At 69.6% G+C, this 21,340-nt stretch carries 14 protein-coding genes and 1 pseudogene; 8 read left to right on the top strand and 7 right to left on the bottom strand.

Features of this window, described 5'->3' with window-relative positions:
• Positions 1 to 31: 31 nt before the first annotated feature.
• A complete protein-coding gene (locus OG746_RS15925) occupies positions 32 to 1,171 on the bottom strand; it encodes a PucR-like N-terminal domain-containing protein (protein WP_266715257.1) in 1,140 nt (379 codons plus the stop codon).
• Positions 1,172 to 1,303: 132 nt separating this feature from the next.
• Here OG746_RS15925 and OG746_RS15920 point away from each other — a divergent pair, with 132 nt between their 5' ends.
• The 5 genes from OG746_RS15920 (at position 1,304) to OG746_RS15900 (ending at position 8,330) form a co-directional block, all read left to right on the top strand.
• The gene (locus OG746_RS15920) at positions 1,304 to 2,320 is read left to right on the top strand and encodes a ferredoxin reductase (protein WP_266715256.1); all 1,017 of its coding nucleotides are present in this window, start codon (positions 1,304 to 1,306) and stop codon (positions 2,318 to 2,320) included.
• A 7-nt stretch (positions 2,321 to 2,327) separates the two neighbouring features.
• Positions 2,328 to 3,455 carry a fatty acid desaturase family protein gene (locus tag OG746_RS15915; RefSeq protein WP_266715255.1) on the top strand — a complete coding sequence of 376 codons (1,128 nt, stop codon included), beginning with the start codon at positions 2,328 to 2,330 and terminating at the stop codon, positions 3,453 to 3,455.
• A gap of 163 nt (positions 3,456 to 3,618) precedes the next feature.
• Positions 3,619 to 5,871 (top strand): bifunctional glycosyltransferase/CDP-glycerol:glycerophosphate glycerophosphotransferase, encoded by a 2,253-nt coding sequence (locus OG746_RS15910; RefSeq protein ID WP_266715254.1) that lies wholly within the window; start codon positions 3,619 to 3,621, stop codon positions 5,869 to 5,871.
• Positions 5,872 to 5,957: 86 nt separating this feature from the next.
• On the top strand, positions 5,958 to 6,767 hold the full coding sequence (locus OG746_RS15905) for a class I SAM-dependent methyltransferase (RefSeq protein WP_266715253.1): 810 nt from the start codon (positions 5,958 to 5,960) through the stop codon (positions 6,765 to 6,767).
• A 249-nt stretch (positions 6,768 to 7,016) separates the two neighbouring features.
• Positions 7,017 to 8,330 (top strand): capsule biosynthesis protein CapZ, encoded by a 1,314-nt coding sequence (locus OG746_RS15900; protein WP_266715252.1) that lies wholly within the window; start codon positions 7,017 to 7,019, stop codon positions 8,328 to 8,330.
• A 169-nt stretch (positions 8,331 to 8,499) separates the two neighbouring features.
• Here the strand turns inward: OG746_RS15900 and OG746_RS15895 are convergent.
• The 4 genes and pseudogenes from OG746_RS15895 to dprE1 form a co-directional block, all read right to left on the bottom strand.
• Positions 8,500 to 9,090 (bottom strand): annotated as a pseudogene (locus OG746_RS15895) (IS110 family transposase); the annotation flags it as partial.
• 307 nt (positions 9,091 to 9,397) lie between these two features.
• Positions 9,398 to 11,125 (bottom strand): hypothetical protein, encoded by a 1,728-nt coding sequence (locus OG746_RS15890; RefSeq protein ID WP_266715251.1) that lies wholly within the window; start codon positions 11,123 to 11,125, stop codon positions 9,398 to 9,400.
• 46 nt (positions 11,126 to 11,171) lie between these two features.
• Positions 11,172 to 11,927, bottom strand: a complete 756-nt coding sequence (gene dprE2 / locus OG746_RS15885) for a decaprenylphospho-beta-D-erythro-pentofuranosid-2-ulose 2-reductase (protein ID WP_266715250.1) — start codon at positions 11,925 to 11,927, stop codon at positions 11,172 to 11,174.
• Between the two features lie 34 nt (positions 11,928 to 11,961).
• Entirely contained in the window at positions 11,962 to 13,344 is a 1,383-nt protein-coding gene (gene dprE1, locus OG746_RS15880) for a decaprenylphosphoryl-beta-D-ribose oxidase (protein ID WP_266715249.1), read from the bottom strand.
• 166 nt (positions 13,345 to 13,510) lie between these two features.
• On the opposite strand from dprE1, the gene OG746_RS15875 reads away from it, so the two are divergent.
• Genes OG746_RS15875 through OG746_RS15865 form a run of 3 tightly spaced genes read left to right on the top strand, consistent with a single transcriptional unit; the run spans position 13,511 to position 15,408 of the window.
• Positions 13,511 to 14,020 (top strand): phosphatase PAP2 family protein, encoded by a 510-nt coding sequence (locus OG746_RS15875; protein ID WP_266715248.1) that lies wholly within the window; start codon positions 13,511 to 13,513, stop codon positions 14,018 to 14,020.
• A complete protein-coding gene (locus OG746_RS15870) occupies positions 14,013 to 14,960 on the top strand; it encodes a decaprenyl-phosphate phosphoribosyltransferase (RefSeq protein ID WP_266715247.1) in 948 nt (315 codons plus the stop codon). Before OG746_RS15875 ends, OG746_RS15870 begins: the two co-directional genes overlap by 8 nt.
• Positions 14,961 to 14,985: 25 nt before the next feature.
• Positions 14,986 to 15,408: a GtrA family protein gene (locus OG746_RS15865; RefSeq protein ID WP_266715246.1), complete on the top strand. Its 423-nt coding sequence runs from the start codon at positions 14,986 to 14,988 to the stop codon at positions 15,406 to 15,408.
• Between the two features lie 22 nt (positions 15,409 to 15,430).
• Here the strand turns inward: OG746_RS15865 and OG746_RS15860 are convergent, their stop codons facing one another.
• Positions 15,431 to 18,994: a bifunctional glycosyltransferase/CDP-glycerol:glycerophosphate glycerophosphotransferase gene (locus OG746_RS15860; protein WP_266715245.1), complete on the bottom strand. Its 3,564-nt coding sequence runs from the start codon at positions 18,992 to 18,994 to the stop codon at positions 15,431 to 15,433.
• A complete protein-coding gene (locus OG746_RS15855; protein ID WP_266715244.1) occupies positions 18,991 to 21,258 on the bottom strand; it encodes a bifunctional glycosyltransferase/CDP-glycerol:glycerophosphate glycerophosphotransferase in 2,268 nt (755 codons plus the stop codon). Before OG746_RS15855 ends, OG746_RS15860 begins: the two co-directional genes overlap by 4 nt.
• Between the last annotated feature and the right edge of the window lie 82 nt (positions 21,259 to 21,340).

Genomic DNA, 21,340 nt, shown 5'->3' with positions numbered 1-21,340 from the left:
CATCCCGCGTCATCCCGTGTCATCCCTCGCGTCACCCCTCACGCAGCCCGACCGCCAGCGTCAGTTCGAGGACCCGGTGCGGCGACGCGAGATCCGGAAACAGCTGCCGCAGCTGCGACATCCGGTACCGGACCGTCTGGGGATGGACGAACAACGCCGCCGCCACCTCGTCCCGCCTGCCCTGGTGCAGCAGCCACTCCCGCAGCGTCTCCTCAAGCCGCCGTGCGGTCGCGACGGGCAAGGTCCCGAGCGGTGCGAGGGCTCGGGCACGCAGGTCCGCGAACGCGTCCGCGTCGGCGCTCAGCACCAACTCCGGCAGGTGGTCCTCGGTGTCGTGAATGTCAGGGGAGAGGGAGCGCGCGCGGACGGCTCGTGCGTACGAGGCGGACGCCCGGGCCCACGGCCGGGCCGGGCCGACCACAGCGGTGCGGTCGGTCAGCTGCCGCAAGAGATGTGACCGGTCGGCATCGGGGACGAGCAGCACACCGGTGGCGTCCGGCAGATCGTCGAGGACGAGGGTGCCCGGGTCGAGCGTGCGGTAGGCGGGCCGGGCCTGGGCGGCGGGCAGCAGGACCGCGGTCAGCGAATCCGGCGGCTGCCACCCGGCCCGTTGAACGGAGGCAAGGAGCACATCCGGGCTCGCGCCGGCGAGGAGGTCGCGGGCCAGGTGTTCCAGGTGGCGCTCGTGGGCCCTCCCCCGGGCGGCCAGCTCGTCGGCGTGGCCCGCGGCGCTCGCGGCGGAGAGCTCGTCGATGTAGGCGAAGGTCAGCTCGGCGAACTTGGCGACCTCGGCGGCGGGCAGACCCGCGGGTACGGCACCCGCTGCCAGGCATCGCCAGGCCACGCGGGCGCCGACGCGATAGGCGCTGAGCAGGGCGTCCATCGAACGGCCGTCGCGCACCTCGCCGCGGCCCAACTCGTAGGCCGCGTCACCGCCGTCGCCGCCCGAGGCGTTCCCGCTCGCGAGGTCCAGGTAGTGCCCCAGGGCGGTGCGGACGGCCCGGCGGATGGTGCCGCCCATGCGGCCCGAAAGGGCGTTGGCGTAGGGAGGGACCTCGTCGATGATCGCCTGGACGACCTCGTCGGCGGTGGTCTTCACCGCGGCCCGAAGCGCGGTGACCGTCGTCTCGTCCAGGGCCAGTTCGCTGGCCCTCCGGATTGCATGGTTCACGTTTTTGTTCCCTGCGAACAATTCGGCCAGCCAGATTTACGTCCTGCGGTCAGGACTTTACGCCTTGCGGCACAGCAGGCTGGAGCCATGACGAGTACGGCCCTCCGTAGCAGGGCTTGGAAACTGCTGGAAATGGTCACGACGCCGCTGCTGCCGTCGGACTACCTCGACCTGGTCAGCCCGCTGCGTGCGGGCGCCGACCTGCGTGGGCGCATCGAAGCCGTGCGCCCCGAGACGGGTGACGCCGCGACCGTCGTGATCAGGCCGGGCCGGGGCTGGCGCGGCCACACGGCCGGTCAGTACGTGCGGATCGGGGTCGACGTCGACGGGGTGCGCCTGTGGCGTGCCTACTCCCTCACCTCGCCGACCGACCGCCACCGCCAGGACGGCCGCCTCACGATCACCGTGAAGGCGATCCCGGACGGCAAGGTCAGCAACCATCTGGTCCGCAAGGCGAAACCGGGCACGCTGATCCACCTCGACCAGCCGACCGGTGACTTCGTGCTGCCGCGGGCCAAGCCCGCCAAGGTGCTCTACCTGACGGCCGGCAGCGGCATCACGCCCGTGATGGGCATGCTGCGCGACACCGAGTTCGACGACGTCGTCATGGTCCACAGTGCGCCCCGGCCGCAGGACGTGATCTTCCGTGACGAACTGCACGCACTGGCCGCGGAGAAGAAGCTTCAGCTCACCGAGGTGCACACCGACACGGACGGCACGCTCGACATCGCCCGACTCGACGAACTCGTGCCCGACTGGGCCGAGCGCGAGACCTGGGCCTGCGGGCCCGCCGGCCTGCTCGACGCCGCCGAAGCGCACTGGACCGAGCACGGCGTCCTAGAGCGCCTGCACACCGAACGCTTCCGCCCCAGCATCGCCGCTGTCGGCGACGGCGGCGAGGTCACGTTCAGCGCCACCGGCAGGACCGCCGACGCGGACGGCGCCACGCCGTTGCTGGACGTCGGCGAGGAGGCCGGCGTACTCATGCCCTCCGGGTGCCGCATGGGCATCTGCTTCGGCTGCGTCACGCCGCTCAAGGCGGGCGCCGTCCGCGACCTGCGCACCGGCGAGATCACCGAGGCCGACCCCGGCGTCCTCATCCAGACCTGCGTGTCCGCCGCGGCGGGCCCCTGCGACATCGAACGGTAGGAGCACCTTGACCGCCATCGACCCCACCGCCCACCTGACCGCGGAGCAGATCGAGGAGCTCGGCCGCGAGCTGGACGCGATCCGCGACGAGGTGATCGCAGGACGCGGAGAGAAGGACGCCGCGTACATCCGCAAGGTCATCTCGGCGCAGCGCACGCTCGAACTGGTCAGCAGGGGCGTCCTGTTGTTCTCAATCTTCCCGCCCGCGTGGCTGCTCGGCACCGCCGGGCTGTCCGTGGCGAAGATCATGGACAACATGGAGATCGGCCACAACATCCTGCACGGCCAGTGGGACTGGATGCGGGACCCGAAGATCCACTCCACCACCTGGGAGTGGGACCACGTCTCGCCGTCCGACCAGTGGAAGCACTCGCACAACGAGCTGCACCACACGTACACGAACGTGATCGGCAAGGACAACGACCTCGGCTACGGCATCATGCGCGTCGACGAGGACCAGAAGTGGCACCCGTTCCACCTCGGCCAGCCGGTGTGGAACTTCATCAACGCCTGCTTCTTCGAGTACGGCATCGCGGCGTACGACCTGGAGCTCGGCAAGAACCTGAACAAGCGCCGCCGCAAGAACCCGGAGTTCCGCGCCCGGGCCAAGGCCGTGGGCCGCAAGATCCGCAAGCAGGTGCTCAAGGACTACGTGATCCACCCGCTGCTTTCGGGCCCGTCGTTCCTCCCCACGCTCGGCGCCACGTTCACCGCGAACCTGGTCCGCAACATCTGGTCCCACTCGGTGATCATGTGCGGGCACTTCCCCGAGGGCGTGCAGGTCTTCGAGCGCCGGTCGATCAAGGGCGAGACGCGTGGCCAGTGGTACCTGCGCCAGATGATGGGCTCGGCGAACATCAGCGGCAGCAAGGCCATGCACTTCATGAGCGGCAACCTGTCGCACCAGATCGAGCACCACCTGTTCCCGGACCTGCCGAGCAACCGGTACGCCGAGGTCGCGGTGAAGGTGCGCGCGCTGTTCGAGAAGTACGAGCTGGACTACGTCACAGGACCGCTGCCCAAGCAGGTGTTCTCCGCGTGGCACAAGGTCTTCCGGCTCTCGCTGCCGAACAAGCCGAACAAGAAGCCCAAGGCCGAAACGCCGGACCGCGAGCGGGAGCTCGTCGCGGTCTGACCCCCGGCACGTATCCGGACAAGTAGCGCCTCTACGACCATCCGGGTACATACATCACCGAACCCCCCGAATGCCGCTCAAAATACAACGGAATATCGCGGATCGGCGTTGACTGTGAACAGATCCCTGTCTGTTCACAGCCGACCGACCGATGGATACGCCCTTGCCCCGCTTCAGTGTGATCGTCCCCGCACATCTGGTTCAGGCGTATCTGCATGCCTGCCTCGATTCCGTGCTCAGCCAGTCCTACACGGACTACGAGCTGATCGCGGTCGACGACGCCTCGCCGGACGCCTGCGGCGAGATCATCGACGCCTACGCGGCGCGCGACGCGCGCGTGCGGGCCGTGCATCTCCCGGAGAACGCCGGGCTCGGCCCGGCCCGCAACGCCGGCCTGGAACGGGCGAGCGGCGAGTACGTCATCTTCCTCGACAGCGACGACACCCTCGCACCCGGCTCGCTCGCCGCCATCGCCGACCGGATCAAGGAGACCGACGACCCGGACATCCTGGTCTACGACTACGCGCGCGCACACTGGGACGGCTCGCTCGCCCGCAACCAGTACGCGCACCTGCTCGAGGAATCCGGCCCGGCCCCCTTCACCCTGGCCGAACGCCCGTCGCTGCTCCGCCTGTTGATGGTCGTGTGGAACAAGGCGTACCGCCGCGAGTTCCTGGTCGACTCCGGCCTGACCTTCCCGCCCGGGTACTACGAGGACACCCCCTGGACGTATCCGGCGCTGATGGCCGCCGGATCGATGGCCACGCTCGACCGGGTCTGTGTCCACTACCGCCAGCGCCGCCAGGGCAACATCCTGTCCACGGTCAGCCCGAAGCACTTCGACATCTTCGACCAGTACGACCGGGTCTTCGCGTTCCTCGACGCGCATCCCGAACTCCCCGCACAGTGGCGGCCATTGATCTTCCGGCGGATGATCGACCACTTCTGCACGATCTTCACCACCCGCGGCCGTCTGCCCCGCGGAAGCCGGGCGGACTTCCTGCGGCGCGCGCGCCGGCACTACGCGCTGTACCGCACGCCGAGCACACCGGGCACCCGCGTGAAGCCCCCCACCCGGATGCGGCACGGCCTGGTCCGGCTCGGCGCGCACCGCTCCTATCGCACCGTCATGGGGACCCGTAACGTACGCGCCCTCGCCCTGCGCCATCTCAGACGCGCGGCCCACGCGGCCCGCGGCGCGACCCTGCAGACCCACTACCGCATCCAGTGCCTGCTGCCCGTCAAGGACGATCTCGCGGTCTTCTCCGCCTACTGGAACCGCGGCTACTCATGCAGCCCCGCGGCGATCGAGTCCATGGTGCGTGACCTGGTCCCCTCGATGCGTACGGCCTGGATCGCACGCCCCGACTACACCCACACCGTGCCGACCGGAACCCACCGCCTGACCCCCGGCACGTTCTCCTACTGGACGGCCCTGGCCCGCGCGAAGTACCTGGTCAACAACGTCAACTTCGACCGCAGGCTGCGCAAGCGCCCCGGTCAGATCCTGCTGCAGACCCACCACGGCACGCCCCTGAAGAAGATGGGCCTCGACCTCCAGGAGCACCCGGCGGCGGCCGGCGGAATGGACTTCGCGACCCTCCTGACGAACGCCGACAAATGGGACTACAGCCTCTCGGCGAACCGGCATTCCACCCTCACCTGGGAACGCGTCTACCCGGCCGGTTACACCACCCTGGAGTACGGCAACCCGCGCAACGACATCTTCGCGAGGGCGAGCGGGGCCGACCGCGACCGCACCCGCGAACTCCTCGGCATCCCCGGGGACGCGACCGTCTTCCTGTACGCCCCCACCCACCGCGATTACCAGCGCACCCAGACACCTCGCCTGGACCTCGCCCGTCTGGCGCGCAACCTGGGACCGTCGCACGTCGTCCTGACCCGCGCCCACTATCTGGCGGCCACCGACAAGAGCGCCGCGGAATCCCACCCGCGCGTGATCGACGTGTCGGACCACCACTCGGTCGAAGAGCTCTGCCTGGCCTCCGACGCGCTGGTCACCGACTACTCGTCCCTGATGTTCGACTACGCGGCCCTGGACCGTCCGATCGTCCTGTTCACCGACGACCACACGGCCTACGAGGCGGCCCGCGGCACCTACTTCGACATCCGCGCCTTCCCGCCGGGCCCGTTCGCCCGGACCCAGGACGAGCTGATCGACGTCCTCGTCACCGGCCACTGGAACGGCTCCCGCTCCACCCAGCTCCGCACCGCCTTCCGCGCGCGCTTCTGCCCGTACGACGACGGACACGCCACGGAGCGGGTGGTGCGCAGGGTGTTCCTGGGAGAGCCGACGCAGCCGCCGGAGCCGTCGGAGCCGAGCCCCGTACAGCGCGAACAGCGCGACACCCCTGCCGACGTGCGTCCGAACCGCTCCCTGTCCTTGGAGCCCTGATGCCCGCGCACATAGCCACGCCGTCGAGCGCTCCTCCACCCGCTCAGTGTTGCCACTGACGTCTGACATCCACTCGGGAAGTACACGTGAAGCTCTTCAAAGCCCTCGCAAGGCCGCAGGCCGCAAAGCCGCAGGCAACCGTCGTCAAGCCGGCGGAGCCCGTACTCAGCGCCGCCGACACCGAACAGGTCCTGCGTGCGCTCCAGCAGCAGACCAAGACGCTGACCGCCGCGCTCACGGGCATCCGCAAGCAGCTCGAGCACCAGCCTTACGTGGTCGCCGAGTTGATGCGCCGCTACAACCACCTCATCGACGGCGACATGCCGATGCCGGTGCTCGGCGCCAACTGGGCGGCGATCGCCCCGACGATCCTGTTCATCGTCGACGAGGTGATGGGCCGGTCCGCCCGGCGCACCATGCTGGAGTGCGGCTCCGGCGCGTCGACCCTGTGGACTGCGGCGGCGCTGCGCAAGTGCGGCGAGGGGCACGTGACCTCCGTCGAGCACGACCGGGAGTTCGCCGAGGTGACCCGGCAACGGCTCGTGGACCACGGCCTGGAGTCGTGGGCGACGGTCGTCGACGCCCCCCTGGTCGACACCGAGGTCCCCGGCCTCGGCACCCAGCCGTGGTACGACCTGTCAGGACTCGGTGACATCGCCGACGTCGACCTGCTCTTCATCGACGGCCCGCCGCGCCCGACGGCGCCGCTCGCCCGCTACCCCGCGGTGCCGCAGCTGCTGCCGCGCCTGGCCAAGGGCGCCCTGGTCGTCCTCGACGACACCAACCGCAAGGTGGAGCGCGACATCACCAAGATGTGGGCGTCCGACGGCGCCTTCGACCGACGCGTCACCTTCGTCAAGGACGTGGCCCGCTCCACCGTCCTCCAACTCGACTGACCGCACCGCTCGCCCGCACCGTGCGTCAAGAGAGTGGAGACATGCGTATCCCCGAGACCGGCTGCGCCCATACGGGAGGCCTTCGCCGGCAATCTGGCAGGCTCCCGACACACTCATGTCTGCGCTGCCTGCGAGGACGCGACCACGCACATCCATAATCGGCCCCGGCACTGCCCGGGCGTCCGGTGCAGCGCCTTCGGTAACTGGAGTGAGGGAACAATGACTTCTAGGGCCATCGACCGCACTGCCATGGCACTCCCGCCAGAGCCGCCTGGCGACCTGAGCGCAGAGATCGCGCGGCTCAAGCTCCGCGTCGCCCAACTGGAGGCCGACAACGACCGGGCCCCACGGCCATCCGGACCACTCACGCTCGAAGAGTTCCTGCGGCCGATCCGCCGCGCCAAAGAAGCCTGTGACCTGCACTGTCCGGCCGACAACTCGGAGTCAAGAACCGTCAAGGTCGTACGGCCGACCGGCATGACGCTCCCGGAAAGCTCCGCGCTGCGCCGTGATCCGCCCCGCGAGCCGGCTGATCGACAGCCTGGATACCTTGACGAGTTCGACAGCCGAACACTGTTTTACGACGCATTTCGGTTTGGCAATGACGTGTGGCTCTGCGGCCCGCCGCTGAACAATCTCAAGTCGGAACTTGAGGGCGCCAACTGGCGATTGGACGGCATGAACGTGAGTGGCTCGCTCCAACTCGGCGACTGGGACCGCACACAGCGCTCGCGGATTGTTGGCGGCCACCCCGGTAAACATTTGTCACTCGACCTGGCGGACTCGCGATTCGACATGGTGATCGCCCCCGACGAATCGGACCTCTTCGCGGGGCAGCGCACCATCATCACAAAATCCAAGGACAACGACCTTGTCTGGATCAAGGATTTCCTGCACTACTACCACGTGGTTCACGGCGTGACAGGCGTGGTCTTCTATGACAACAACTCCACCCAGTACAGCCCCGAAGACGTAGCCGAGGCCATCTCCTCGGTACGCGGAATTTCAACGGCCGTAGTTGTCTCCTGGAATTATCCGTGGGGCCCCGAGGGCGGTCCGAAGAAGGTCTGGGATTCCGACTACTGCCAGTACGGCATGCTCGAACACGGACATTTCCGTTACCTCAGCAAGGCGGCGGGGGTCATCAGCGCGGACATCGACGAACTGGTCCTCACCAGCGATGGCCGGACGGTGTTCGACCATGCCGCCGAGTCGGAGTCCGGCGCTGTGGGCTACCACGGATATTGGATCGCCAAGGCGACCGTCGAGCCGATGCACGCCATGCGCCAGCGCCGGTTCGTCGACTACCGACATCGCACGGGCCGTATGACGACGAAGAAGTGGACCATCATTCCTGGGATGCAGGACTGGCAGACCACACAATGGCGCGTGCACAGCGTCCCCGGCGTCAACGCCGAGATCAGCGAACAGATCCACCACCGCCACTACGAGGGTGTGAACAACGGCTGGAGATACAACCGCACGGAAGACGTGGTAACTCCCGGAACCCACTTCCACGACGTTCGGATGAGTCGTGTCCTTGACATGGTCTTCGGATCGTGACGCATCGCTGTGGGCCGCGAATCTCCCGCTGGCCGAGGGGGCTCGCGTCTGAGCAGGCATATGCGAGGGTCACTTCCAACTCGCGCGTGAATGTGGCTCAGCGTGTATCCAAAAGTTCTGCACGTAAAGGCAGTTGAGGCTACTTGCTGCGCGAGCCATTGACATGACCCTCGCCGGGCAGCGCGGCGCACTGGGCCCCGGCAGGCTCCAACGCCGGTGCGGCCACCGCATCAGCTGCGGCAGCGAATGGCCTGCGGGGTCCGATAGCCGGTCAGCAGAACCAGAGCACCCTTGTGGCTGGAGTAGTCGAAGGCCCGCTCCAGCGAGGGGAAGGCGCCAGTCAGGACGTCCCGCAGCCGATTAATCATCCGGGCCCGGTCGGCAACCATGCCAGTGCGGTGCGCGGTCAACAACGCGAGATCAGCGTCGAGTTGTGTCGGCATGCTAGTCGCGGCGCTGACGGCGGTTTCAGCGATGACGCAGGCGTCGCGAGCGTCGGTCTTGGCCTCGCCCTGACAGGCCCGGACATGCGGCTGACGGTGCGTCCGGGTACGTAGACGGCCTGCTGACCGTAGGCCACGAGTAGCGCCGAGGTGGTGCCGGAGATGGCCACTGCCCAGTGGATCTCGTCCGCGAGTTCGAGAATCTCGCCGATCGCGGTCAGGATCGCAGACTCGTCATTGTCAATCTCATTGGAGCATAGAGCCGCTCCGGTCTCAGCCACCACCGCTCCCCAATGGTGCCCCTTGCCCACATCGATGCCGGCCCATCACCGGACCTGCCTGGTGATGTCCTCTCTGGTGCCTCGTGCCGTGAGACTCACTCGTCGGCCCGAGGAACACCCCGCCGTCAGCTCCGTAAACAGCGACGCGCGTACTTGTCCGCCCGTCGACCGCCGCCACCGACCACCGGGAGATCGGTGGTCGGTGGTCGGTGGCGGCGGCCGACTCCGCGAGCCAGGCCCTGCTCGCGCCGACGCTCGACAGGGCGATGTCCAGGGCTCGCGCACAAGCGTGCGTGACCCTGGACGGAACCGTGCTGCCGATGGGTGGCTCGCCGCTACCGCATCATCCCTGGTACTTGCCTGCCGTGGCCGAGCCGGGAGTGAGGTTCGGCCCACAGCGCTGGAGGTCATGGGTGAAAACCACAGGCAACGTCCGCCGCATCAGGGCGCGTACGGTCGGCAGCTGCTCGGGTTGTCGCACAGCGTCGGCCCGCACCCAAGCGCCGGTGCCGTCAGACGCGCGGTAGAGCGGCACGTAGCCCTTGGAGAGGAGCAGTGGCTCCTTCATGCCGGTCCTGTTGCCCCAGTCGTCGGTGGCGTCCACAAAGGTCGGGCGCAGCTTGTCGAGTGCATATGTCTGCAGTCCCGTGATGTCCTCGGCCGCCAAGTAGTCGGCGATGCGTGGCTCGGTCAGTCCCGCGAGGTCGTAGACCTTGAGCTTGCTGGTGAGCAGCGTACCGCCGAGGCTTGGCACCAGCAGTGACCCGTTCCGCACGCCGAGCCGTTCGGCGATCTCGTTGATGAGTACCCCGTGGCGCTTGACCACGGTACACAAGGACAAGGTCGGCTTGGCACGGAAGTCGGCGGCGGCTTTCCACTGGGCCACGACGGAGAACAGCAGGCTCGCTCCCACGGCGGCCGAGAGCAACGCCCTGCGGTGCGGCACGGCCTGCTCGGCCAGCGATACGGCGGCGAGGCTCAGGGCCATGGCTCCGAGGGCCCATACGGGGGTCGCGAACCGGTACATGCCCATCCAGTCCGGATCCAGGACGCCGAACGCGAACAGGGTCAGGCCGAGGGGGACCAGGACCCCGAGCAGTCCCGCCGCGAGGCGCCCGCGCCGGGCCAGCGCCACCGCGCACACGGCGACGGTGACGACGACGATCGGCCAACCGGCGAAGGAGAGCAGCTCACCGGAGGTCTGCGCGAACGTCCGGATGTCGGGCAGCCCTTGTGACTTGGCCACCGCCGTATTGGGCACGATCCGCCCGAACTCGGCGTGCCGCAGGACGAGGAAGAGGGCATACGGCAGCGCGAAGGCGCCGATGCCGTACGCCGCCGCCCGTAGCCGGGCGGGGAGTTCGGGGCGGCGCAGTGTCACGAGCAGCAGGAGCGGATAGGCGCCCGCGAGGACCACCCCGTCCGGTCGGGTCAGCGCGGCTGCCAGTGCGAGGAGACCGCAGGTGATCGCCGTGCGCCGGGTCAGGAGCGCCCCGCCCGTGACGGCGCGCACGAGGACCGCCGCGAGCACGGCGGCGAGCAGCGCGTACAGCGGGTTCTCCAGACCGGAGAACATCCAGGCCACGAAGGAGAGATTGGCTGCCAGGAGTACGCCGGCGAGTCCGGTCACCACCCAGGGGCGGGCGACCAGCCGGTGCGCCGCCCAGGCGATCGCGAGCAGAATGCCCGCCGCGCACAACACTGCGAGCAGCTTCGGGAACAGCACGAGGTCGGGCACGCCGAACCAGCTGCCGCGGTCGAACAGGCCGAGCCTGCGGCCGATGACCAGCAACGCGAGCCAGGTCGGATTGGAGTAGCCCTCGACCGGCTCGGCCCCGGGCTGTTGCACGGGCCCGAGGCCCTCGTCGATGCTGCGGGCGTACGCGAAGGTGATCGCGGCGTCGTCCACGAGCCAGCGGCCGAGCGACGTGCCGTGCCAGGTGATCAGGAGCGTGCCCACGACGACGGCCACGGCGTCGGGCCAGCGGCGGGTGGGTGCCGGGCGATCAACGGACGGGCCGGCTGTGTGCTCGGACTGCCCCGGGGCCGTGGCGGTGTTCGTTGTGGTCATTGCAGGGCCTTCTTCGGAACGGACAGGACTTGCGGTGCGCTGTGCGCTACACGGGCAGTCGCCGGAACACCGACCGCGGCACATGGCGCAGGCCGGACATGACGTAACGGAGCGCTCCGGGAACCCACACCGTTTCCGTGCGGCGGCGCAGGCCCGTGACGATGGCGTCGGCGACGGCCTGCGGAGTCGTGGCCAGTGGGGCTTCCTCCATGCCGGCCGTCATGCGGGTACGGACGAAGCCGGGGCGGACGATCATGACGTGGACGCCGGAGCCGTGGAGGGCGTCGCCCAGGCCCTGGGTGAAGGCGTCGAGGCCGGCCTTGCTGGAGCCGTAGATGAAGTTGGCGCGGCGGGCGCGTTCACCGGCGACCGAGGAGAGGACGACGAGCGAGCCGTGTCCCTGGCGCCTGAGCGCGTTCGCGCAGATCAGGCTTGCCGACACCGCGCCCGTGTAGTTGGTCTGCGCGACCCGTAGCGCCGACATCGGCTCGACCTCGTCGCGCTCCTGGTGGCCCAGGAGGCCGAAGGCGAGCAGGACCATGTCGATGTCGCTCTCGGCGAAGACCTTGTCGAGGGCCGTCTCGTGGGTGTCGGGGGCCAGGGCGTCGAAGTCGACGATGTGTACGACGGCGCCCAGGTCCCTCAGTTGGGCGGCGCCGTTCTCCAGGGCCGGTGACGGTCGGCCCGCGAGCCAGACGGTGCGGGTGCGGAGGCCGACGAGGCGGCGGGCGGTGGCAAGGCCGATCTCGGAGCTGCCGCCGAGGACGAGCAGGGACTGCGGGGCGCCGAAGGCGTCTTTCATGAGCGTTCTCCAGGGCGTACGGGACGGGCTGCGGCTACAGGTGCAGGCGGCGGGCGAGGTCCGAGGTGAAGACGCCCTCCGGATCCAACTCGGCGCACAGGGACCGGAATTCGGCGAGCTTGGGGTACATGCCGGCGAGCATTTCCGGGCGCACTCGGGAGTCCTTGGCGAGATAGATGCGGCCACCCGCCTGGGCCACTTCGTCGTCGAGCGAGTCGAGGAAGGGGCCGAGCTCCGGGAGGTTCGCGGGGATGTCGAGGGCGAGTGTCCAGCCGGGCGCGGGGAACGACAGCCAGCCCGAGTCCCCCGGCCCGAAGCGCTTCAGCACGGCGAGGAAGGACGGGCAGCGCCGGGCGGAGATGCGCCGCACGATGCGGTGCAGGGCGTTCTCCTGGTCGAGTCCGACGACGAATTGGTACTGCACGAAGCCGCTGCGTCCGTAGATCCGGTTCCAGTGCGGCACACCGTCCAGCGGGTGGAAGAAGGTGGAGATCTTCTGGAGTTCGCCGGTACGCATGCGGGGCGCCTTGCGGTACCAGAGCTCGTTGAAGAGTCCGACGCTCATTCGGCCGAGCAGCCCTTCGGGCACGAAGGCGGGCGGGGCGGGCAGTTGCCCCGGCCGGAAGCGCAGGGGCGCCGCACGCGCCCGTGCGGGCAGCGCCTCCAGGGGCGCGTGGTCGCCGCGGGTGAGGACCGAGCGGCCCAGGGCGGCGCCGTGGGCGAGCAGGTCGATCCAGGCGACCGAGTAGCGGTAGCGGTGGTCGGTGGCTGTGAGGCGGGCCAGCAGGTCGTCGAGGTCCCGGGCGCGCTCGGTGTCGACCGTCATCAACGAGGTCTGCACGGGCAGCAGTTGGACGGTCGCGCGCAGGACGACGCCGGTCAGGCCCATGCCGCCCGCGGTCGCTTCGAAGAGCGGCTCGCCGCGCCGCACCGTGCGCACCGTTCCGTCGGCCGTCAGCAGGTCGAGCGATGTGACGTGCCGTGAGAACGCCCCGGAGACGTGATGGTTCTTGCCGTGGATGTCGGCGCCGATCGCTCCGCCGACCGTCACATAGCGGGTGCCGGGGGTCACGGGGACGAACCAGCCGAGCGGAAGCAGCACTTCCATCAGTCGGTGCAGGCTGACTCCCGCGTCGCACTCCACCACGCCCGCGTCCGCGTCGAAGCGGTGGACGCGGTCGAGCCCGGTCATGTCCCAGACGGCGCCGCCCGCGTTCTGCGCCGCGTCACCGTAGGCCCGCCCCAGGCCGCGGGCGATGCCGCCCCGCGCGCCGCAGCTGAGGACAGCGGCCCTGACCTCGTCGTATGTACGCGGCCGTGCGAGCCGGGCGGTGGTCGGCGCGGTGCGGCCCCAACCGGCGAGCGAAACAGGCAGGTTGGTGGATACGGGTGGATTTGATGTCGTCTGGGATGACATGGGGGCGACAGTAGCCGCCGACGGAATGGAAACCGGCACTACTAGGCCATGCAGGTGGCCACCGGGCGGGTCGCGGTACGGCTCCCGGTACGGACCGCCCACGGTCTGGGTAGATGAAAAGAATCTTTTGGGCTGATTTGGGCAGGTTTTAAGGAAGGCTCCCTTCATGCTCGACCTGGACGACAGACTCCTCGCGGCGCTGCGTGAGTGCGGCGGTGACCGGCATGTGGCGTCCGTGGCCCGCGCACTCTCCCTCAGCGGTGAGCACGGAGCGCTGTGGATCGCCGCCGGACTCACCGGGGCCGTACTCGACCGCGAGCGGCGCGGCTGCTGGCTGCGGGCCACGGCCCTGACGGCGACCGCGCACCTCGCGAGCATGGTCATCAAGCGAGTGGTGCGCCGCGCACGCCCCGAGGTCGAGCCCCTCGTGGCGACGGCCGGCCGGCACTCCTTCCCCAGTTCGCACGCCACATCGGCCGCCGCCGCCGCTGTCGCCTATGGAGCGCTGCGCCCGGCCGGGGCGCGGATCGTGCCCCCGCTCGCGGCCGCGATGTGTGTATCGCGGCTGGTCGTCGGCGTGCACTACCCGAGCGATGTCGCGGCGGGCGCCGCGCTCGGGGCGCTCACCGCGCGCGCGGGCGCCGCATGGGCGGGCCGGGGAGGCGGGCATGCCTGAGCCCACCGCGCTGCTCGATTCCAGCGGCCGCCCGGACGGCACACAGCGCCCCTCCCCGATCGGCCTGCCCCTCGGTCTGCTCAGGACCGCGCGGCCACGCCAGTGGGTCAAGAACGGCTTGGTGGTGGCCGCCCCCATCGCCGCGGGCGAGCTGTTCTCGAGCGGCGCACTCACCCAACTGGCTCTCGTCTTCGCCCTGTTCACGGCCGCCGCGTCCGCGATCTACCTGATCAACGACGCGCGCGACGCCGAAGCCGACCGCGCCCACCCGCAAAAACGTCACCGCCCGGTCGCGGCGGGCCAGGTACCGGTACCCGTCGCGTACGCGGTCGGCGGCGTCCTCGCCGTACTCGCCCCGACAGCGGCGGCGTACCTGTGCACCCCCATGACCGCAGCCCTGCTGGCCGCGTACGTGGGGATGCAACTCGCGTACTGCATCAGCCTCAAGCACGTACTCGTCGTCGATCTCGTCGTCGTCACCACCGGCTTCCTGATGCGCGCGATGATCGGCGGAGTGGCGCTCGAGATCCCGCTGTCGCGCTGGTTCCTGATCACGACGGGCTTCGGGGCGCTCTTCATGGTGTCGGCCAAGCGCTACTCGGAAGCCGTGGGCATGGAGGGGAAGAACGGCGCCACGCGCGCGTTGCTCTCCGAATACTCCACCGGCTACCTGCGGTTCGTATGGCAACTGGCGGCCGGGGTCTCGGTGCTCGCGTACTGCCTGTGGGCGATGGAGTCCAGAGGCTTCTCCGAGGCGACGCTGCTGCCGTGGCGGCAGCTGTCGATGGTGGCCTTCATCGTCGCGGTCCTGCGGTACGCCGTCTTCGCCGACCGGGGCAGCGCGGGCGCACCCGAGGACGTCATCCTGCGGGACAGGCCGTTGGCCCTGATCGGCCTCTTCTGGATCACGCTCTTCGGCCTCGAGGTCGCGAAGCTGTGAGCCCTCACACGAACCGGCGGCCACCATGGCTGTGACGCGCTCGGAGGTCATCGGCTTCGCGGCGGCAGGACTGTGCGCGTACGCCGCCGATCTCGCCGTCTTCGTCTGGCTGCGCGGACCGGCCGGCTGGGATCCGCTCACCGCCAAGGTGGCGGGTTTCGTGGCCGGCTGCACGGTGGCATACGTGGGCAACGCCCTCGGTACCTACCGACGGCGCGGCCGCGAACAGGCTTCCCGCGTCAGGCAGTACGCGGTCTTCTTCGCGGTCAACCTCGCGGGCGCCCTGGTCCAGCTCGCGTGCCTGGCGGTGTCGCACTACGGCCTCGGCTTCACGTCGCAGCGCGCCGACACGATCTCCGGAGCGGGCATCGGCATGGTGCTGGCCACGTTGCTGCGCTTCTGGGGGACCAGGACGCTGGTCTTCCGGGGCGAGCGGCAGCCCGCCTGAGTACGTCGGCGGGCCCGCCCGCTCAGACTTCCGCGGCCTGTTCCAGCATCCGGTCGACGACCCGGGCGGCGGCCCTGCCGTCGTCGAGGTCGCAGAACAGGTGTTGGAAGCGCGCGAACCGGTCCTGGTGCGCGATGTGCACCTTCTCGATGTCACGGATCGCCTCGATCAACTCCGGCGAGGTCCGCAGCAGCGGCCCCGGGGAGTCGGCCTCGAAGTCGAAGTAGAAGCCGCGCAGGGTGTCCCGGTAGTGATCCAGGTCGTACGTGAAGAACAGCATCGGCCGCTCGAGGTGCGCGTAGTCGAACATCACCGAGGAGTAGTCGGTGACCAGGAGGTCGGCGGCCAGGTAGAGGTCGGCGATGTCCGGGTACTCCGAGACGTCCCACACGAAGCCGTCGCCGGCCCCCGGGACGACGTCGACGATGTTGGAGTGGCGGCGGATCAGCAGGACGTGGTCCTCGCCGAGCTGTTCGCGGGCCTCGGCCAGATCGATCCGGAGGTCGAACCTGAACTGGCCGGCGCTGTGCGCCTTGTCGTCACGCCACGTCGGCGCGTAGAGGACGACCTTCTTGCCCTCCGGCAGGCCGAGTTCGCGGCGCACCTGAGCGGCGGCCTGCTCCCGGTCGGGTGCGTAGAGACGGTCGTTGCGGGGGTATCCGGCCTCCAGGATCTCGCCCTGGAAGGAGAAGGCGCGGCGCAGGATCGGGGTGGAGAAGCGGTTGGACGAGACCAGGAGGCTCCAGTTGCCGGCCTCGAGCGCGAGCCGGTTCTGGTACTCGCGGTCGAAGTGCAGGGTCTCGATGTCGTGGCCGATCTTCTTCAGCATGGTGCCGTGCCAGGTCTGGACGATCACCTGTCCGGGCCGGCGCTCGATCCATTCGGGCAGGTGCCCGTTGGTCACGATGTAGCGGCTGGACGCCAGCGCCTCGAACCATTCGCGGCCCCACATCCGGACCTTCTCCGCCCCGTCGGGCAGTTCGATCTGGCCGTCCCTGACCGCCCACAGGTGTCGCAGGCCCGCATCGCGCCGGACCAGTTCCTCGTACATGGCGCGCGGGCTGTCGGAGAACTGCTTGCCGTTGTAGCTGAGGTAGAAGACCTGGTCGCGCAAGGGCTCGTTCGCGCGCATCGGCGCGTAGACCTCGCGGTGCAACTGGAGTTGGCGGTACGGGCCGCGCTCGTCGTCGGCCAGCTCGGAGCGGCAGTTGAGCTGCGGGAAGTCCTCCCACCGGTTTTCCAGCCAGTAGCGGCGGCCCTTCAGTTCGCTGTGCAGGGGGAACCGCGGCAGGGCGAGGCGGTCGATGACGAAGGGGGTCCGCGGCTCGCCGACCTCTCCCACGAGGAAGAGGTTCCAGCGGCCGGCCTTCAACGGGAGACCACCGCCTGCCCCGCCCATGACGGACGGGTCGAAGGAGGCGGTGAAGGTTCCGTCGGGGCGCCAGTCGATGCGGCCCGGGCGCTCGTCGGCACGGTTGCGGGCGCGCAGCACCAGCTCCCTGCCGATGTCCCGCAGGCTCGCCCGGCCGGAGAAGACGATCTCTCCGTCGAGTTCGGCGACACGGTCGATGATCGCGCGCCGGTTCCTGCTGGAGATCTTCAGATAGCCGTTGGCTCCGGCCGTGACGGCGATCTCGGCGCCCTCGCCGGCCGCGCCGAACTCTTCGGACAGGTCGGTGGTCAGGTCCGCGAGACCTTCGCGGACCACAGTGGAGAAGCGGCGCTCCGTACCCTGCTCGTCCGTGGCGACCCACTCGGAGCTCCAACGGCGCTTGCCGGGGCGGGTGTTGCCACCGTCCGGATCGACGAACAGCGCGACCTCCGCCAGCGGGACGGTGACGGCGAGCATCCCGCCCCGGCCGCGGCCGGCCACCTCCGCCGGATAGTCCATCCGGTCTCCGGTCGCGCGATTCCGCAGCCGCAGCGACATGCGCTCGTCCGGGCGCAACTCGGTGCGGAGTTCGCCCTCCACACGCAGGACGTCGCCGTCGAACCGGCGGTCCGTGATCAGTGCGCGGACCCGCTCGACGCGGACCTTCAGAGCGCCCCGGACGCCGTGGGGCACGATCCGGTGGTCGGCGTCCACCCAGTGCACGGGCGGGTAGTTGGCGGAGGCGGCGCCGCGTGTCCACACCGCACCGGCGCGGAACAGGCCCGCCGCGTACACGTGGACGCCGACGTGCCAGAGGCCCTCCTGCCAACGGCCGCGCCTGCGGAACTTGGCGGGGTCGATCTCCACGCGCCAGCCGGCCCAGTCGTAATTGTGGGACTTCTGGCCGGAGTCGGTGGTGGCCTGCGGATGATGGACGTTGGCGGCGGGCAGCAGGGTGCGGCGGCGGCTGCCGTCCCGCTTGAGCTGGATCGCCTTGACGCTGCCGCGGCGGGTGGGCACGTCGATGCGGCTGATCCAGGCGTCGCCCTCCAGGACGAGCTTGCCGCCCTGCCACTCGGCGGCGCGCAGCGGGGAGCGCAGCTCCAGCTCCTTGTCGATGCGCAGCGCCGCCTTGGGCAGCGTGAAGCCGCGGTCGGTGAGCGGGGCGAACTCGGCGTACTTGTGGCGCCGTCCGGTGACGGTCACCGGGTCCTTGCGGCGCCGGGAAGCGAGCAGCGCGAGGAGTTCCGCCATGGCGTGCTTGCGCACCAGGATCCACTGCACCCGCAGCACGGCGGGCAGGCCGAGGACCAGCTTGGGGTCGATCTGGTCGAGGAACCGGTTGGCCTCGTGCAGGAAGGCGCTGCGGAACTCCGCGTCGCCGTCGGGCAGGACGCGCAGGAAGAGCCGGAGGTCGTCGCGCAGCACCCGCTCGTCGTACTCCCGCTTGAACCTCTCGGCGCGCGGGTCGGGCAGCGCGCCGAGGAAGGAGGAGACGGTGAGGACGGCGGCGACCCGGTCTCGGACGGCCTGTGGTTCGGTACGGCGCTGGGTGATCGAGGGGGCGGACTCGCCCTCGCGCAGCCGCCAGTAGTAGACGGGTTCGCCGACGATGTCGACGGCCTCGGCCCGGTAGTAGGCGGTCAGCACGACGGAGATGTCCTCGTGCAGCACGCCCTCCGGGAAGGAGAGGCCGCATCCGTCCCAGAAGGCGCGGCGGAAGACCTTGTTGCAGGCGATCCGGTCGGCGATGAGGCGCGAGTCGTCGGCGATGTGCACCCGGCGGCGGAGGTCACCGGACAGCATCCCGAGGAGCGGCACCTGCCAGGTCTTCTCCCCGCGCAGATGATGCACGTTCCCGGTGGCGAAGTCGGAGCCCGACTCGTCCAGGCTCCCGACCATCGTCCGGTACGCGTCGGGCGGTACGACGTCGTCGCTGTCGACGAAGGTGACGTACTCGCTCGACGGGGAGACGTTCGCGAGACCGGTGTTACGGGCCGCCCCCAGCCCCGCGTTCTCCTTGCGCACCAGCCGGAACCGCCCGTCGCGGGCCGCGTACTCGGCTGCGATGGCGGCCGAGTCGTCCGGTGAACCGTCGTCGACCATGACGACCTCGAGGTCCTTCATGCTCTGCCCGGCGAGCGAGTCCAGGCAGGCGGGCAGGTACTGCTCCACGTCGTAGATGGGGACGATGACACTGAGGCGGGTGCTCATCGGGCTCGTTCTTCCTTCGCTGCCGGAGTGCGTGGGATCTCGGTGCCCACACATGCGGGCCGGGTGGGAGCGGGGGCGACGGGGCGCAGGTCGAGCGGCGTCATCGGCACGGGGGCGTTGTCGTCGAGGAACACCCGGCGCACGACGCGTTCAGCGGCGCGGCCGTCGTCGAACTGGCAGAAGCGGCGGCGGAATCCGGCCCGCAGGGCGGCGGCCTCGGGGCTGTTCCAGATCCCTTCGGTGAGCAGCGCCTCCAGGTCGTCCTGGGTGCGGGCGACGACGCCCGGCGGCTCGTTCAGCAGGTCGAAGTAGGTGCCGCGGACGGCGGAGTAGGTCTCCCAGTCGTCCGCGTAGATCATGATCGGCCGGTCGAGGACCGCGTAGTCGAACATCGCGGAGGAGTAGTCGGTGATCAGGCCGTCGGCGGCCAGGTAGAGGGTCTCGACCCTGGGGTGCCCGCCGACGTCCCTGATCCGGCCGCTGCGCCGCAACTCGCCATAATCCGGGGCGGAGTTGTAGAAGTAGTGGCCGCGCACGAGCAGGACGGTGTCGGGGCCGAGGGTCTCGGCGAGCCTGGCGAGGTCGAGCCGGGGCGCGAAGGAGCTCTCGTACTCGCGGTGCGTCGGCATGTAGAGCAGCGCGGTCACGCCCTCGGTGAGGCCCAACTCCCGTCGCGCCCAGTCCACTTCGGTGGCACCCGCGCGGGCCAGCACGTCGTTGCGCGGGTAGCCGGTCTCCAACGTGGTGTGGGGCGAGGGGTAGACCCGCTCCCAGACGGCCGTGGAGTGGGTGTTGGAGGAGAGGCCGTAGTCCCAGCGGTCGCAGCGCCTGAGCATCCGGTCGAAGTCCATGTCGGTGGAGGCCGGGTAGCGCCGCTGGTCCGTGCCCATCGTCTTCAGCGGGGTGCCGTGATGCGTCTGGACGTGGATCTGGCCGGCCCGTTTGACCACGGAGTCGGCGAAGTTGACGTCGTTGACGAAGTACCTGGCACGGGCCATGACCGACCAGTACGCGCGCGAGCCGACCAGCACGTGATCGGTGCCGTCCGGGACCCGGTCCACGCAGTCCGGCCGGATCAGCCAGACGGGGCGGATGTGCGGGGCGAGTTCGGCGAGCCGGTCGGCGATCGCGGCCGGGTTCCCGGTGACGCCGCGGCTCCAGTACGAGGAGAAGACGGCGAGGTCGTGCTCGACGGGACGGTGCAGCTCGGCCCAGTAGTGGGCGGCCATCGCGGCCCGCTTGGCACCCCGGACCGCGCCCACGGCCCGGCGCTGCGCGGCCCGGGTGCCGCGCACCGTCTCGTGCAGGCCGCGCATGGCCAGGTGGGCGTCCTGTTCGAGGAGCGCGTAGCGGTGGCCGCGTCGGCCGCCGGGCCGCCGGTATCCGTCGGGCCGGCGCGTCCGGTAGTGGCGGGCGGCCTCGTGGAAGAACTCGGCCTTGTCCTGCTCTGGCAGCCGGCCGGGCTTCGTGTAGATGGTGAGGTAGTGGTCGACCATCTTCTCGAACAGCCGCTCCCGCCAGGGTTCGAGCTCCGGGTGCGCGTCGAGGTGTGCGAAGACCAGGTCGTACTGGCCGAAGGCTTCGAAGTGCTTGCGGCTCGTGGCGCTGAGGATGTTGCCGCCCTGGCGGCGCTGGCGGTACTCGATGCACACCCGGTCGAGGACGGCGATCCGCTCGGCGGTGATCAGCGCGGTGAACGTCCACGGGACGTCCTCGTAGTACCCGGCGGGGAAGGTGAAGCCGTGCCGGGAGAGGAATGCGCGCCGGTAGGCCTTGTTCCAGACGACCTGCAACAGCCCGAGCAGGCTGGGGCGGTCCACGAGCAGGAAGACGTCGGGGCCCTTCTCGGCCAGGAGGTGGGCGACGCCGTTGGGCCGTCGGCTGTCGTCCCAGTAGGTGCGCGTGTAGTCGAAGACGAGGAGGTCGGGGTCAGCGGTGGCGTCGAGCCGGGCGGCCATCGCGGAAAGGGCGCCGGGGGCCAGGGTGTCGTCGCCGTCGAGAAAGACGACGTAATCGCCGACGGCGCGCTCGAGACCGGCATTGCGGGCCCGGCCGAGGCCCACGTTCTGCTCAAGGTGTACGGCATGCACGCGCTGGTCGGCCGAGGCGAATTCGTCGAGCAATGCGCCACAGCCGTCGGGCGAGCAGTCGTCGACGGCGATCAATTCGAAGTCGTCGTACTCCTGTCCCAACACCGAGTCCAGGCACTCACGCAGGTATCCCTGCACGCGATGGACCGGGACCACAATGCTGAAACGCGGCATGGGCAACGACTCCTGCCTGTCTGTTGTCGGGTGACCGAATGGCACCTTCCGTAACAAACCGACACATTAACCCATAAATTCG

The organism is Streptomyces sp. NBC_01016 (genome assembly GCF_026341035.1).
GTDB lineage: Bacteria > Actinomycetota > Actinomycetes > Streptomycetales > Streptomycetaceae > Streptomyces.
Note: the sequence above shows the minus strand (reverse complement) of the source record. Positions and strands in the feature narration are given on the sequence as shown.

What these genes read in the sequence shown, in the direction of transcription:
- dprE2 (WP_266715250.1), bottom strand. Translation starts at nt 11,927, where the DNA reads ATGAAAGACGCCTTCGGCGCCCCGCAGTCCCTGCTCGTCCTCGGCGGC.
- OG746_RS15860 (WP_266715245.1), bottom strand. Translation starts at nt 18,994, where the DNA reads ATGAGCACCCGCCTCAGTGTCATCGTCCCCATCTACGACGTGGAGCAG.
- OG746_RS15855 (WP_266715244.1), bottom strand. Translation starts at nt 21,258, where the DNA reads ATGCCGCGTTTCAGCATTGTGGTCCCGGTCCATCGCGTGCAGGGATAC.
- OG746_RS15870 (WP_266715247.1), top strand. Translation starts at nt 14,013, where the DNA reads ATGCCTGAGCCCACCGCGCTGCTCGATTCCAGCGGCCGCCCGGACGGC.
- OG746_RS15875 (WP_266715248.1), top strand. Translation starts at nt 13,511, where the DNA reads ATGCTCGACCTGGACGACAGACTCCTCGCGGCGCTGCGTGAGTGCGGC.
- dprE1 (WP_266715249.1), bottom strand. Translation starts at nt 13,344, where the DNA reads ATGTCATCCCAGACGACATCAAATCCACCCGTATCCACCAACCTGCCT.
- OG746_RS15865 (WP_266715246.1), top strand. Translation starts at nt 14,986, where the DNA reads ATGGCTGTGACGCGCTCGGAGGTCATCGGCTTCGCGGCGGCAGGACTG.
- OG746_RS15900 (WP_266715252.1), top strand. Translation starts at nt 7,017, where the DNA reads ATGGCACTCCCGCCAGAGCCGCCTGGCGACCTGAGCGCAGAGATCGCG.
- OG746_RS15920 (WP_266715256.1), top strand. Translation starts at nt 1,304, where the DNA reads ATGGTCACGACGCCGCTGCTGCCGTCGGACTACCTCGACCTGGTCAGC.
- OG746_RS15890 (WP_266715251.1), bottom strand. Translation starts at nt 11,125, where the DNA reads ATGACCACAACGAACACCGCCACGGCCCCGGGGCAGTCCGAGCACACA.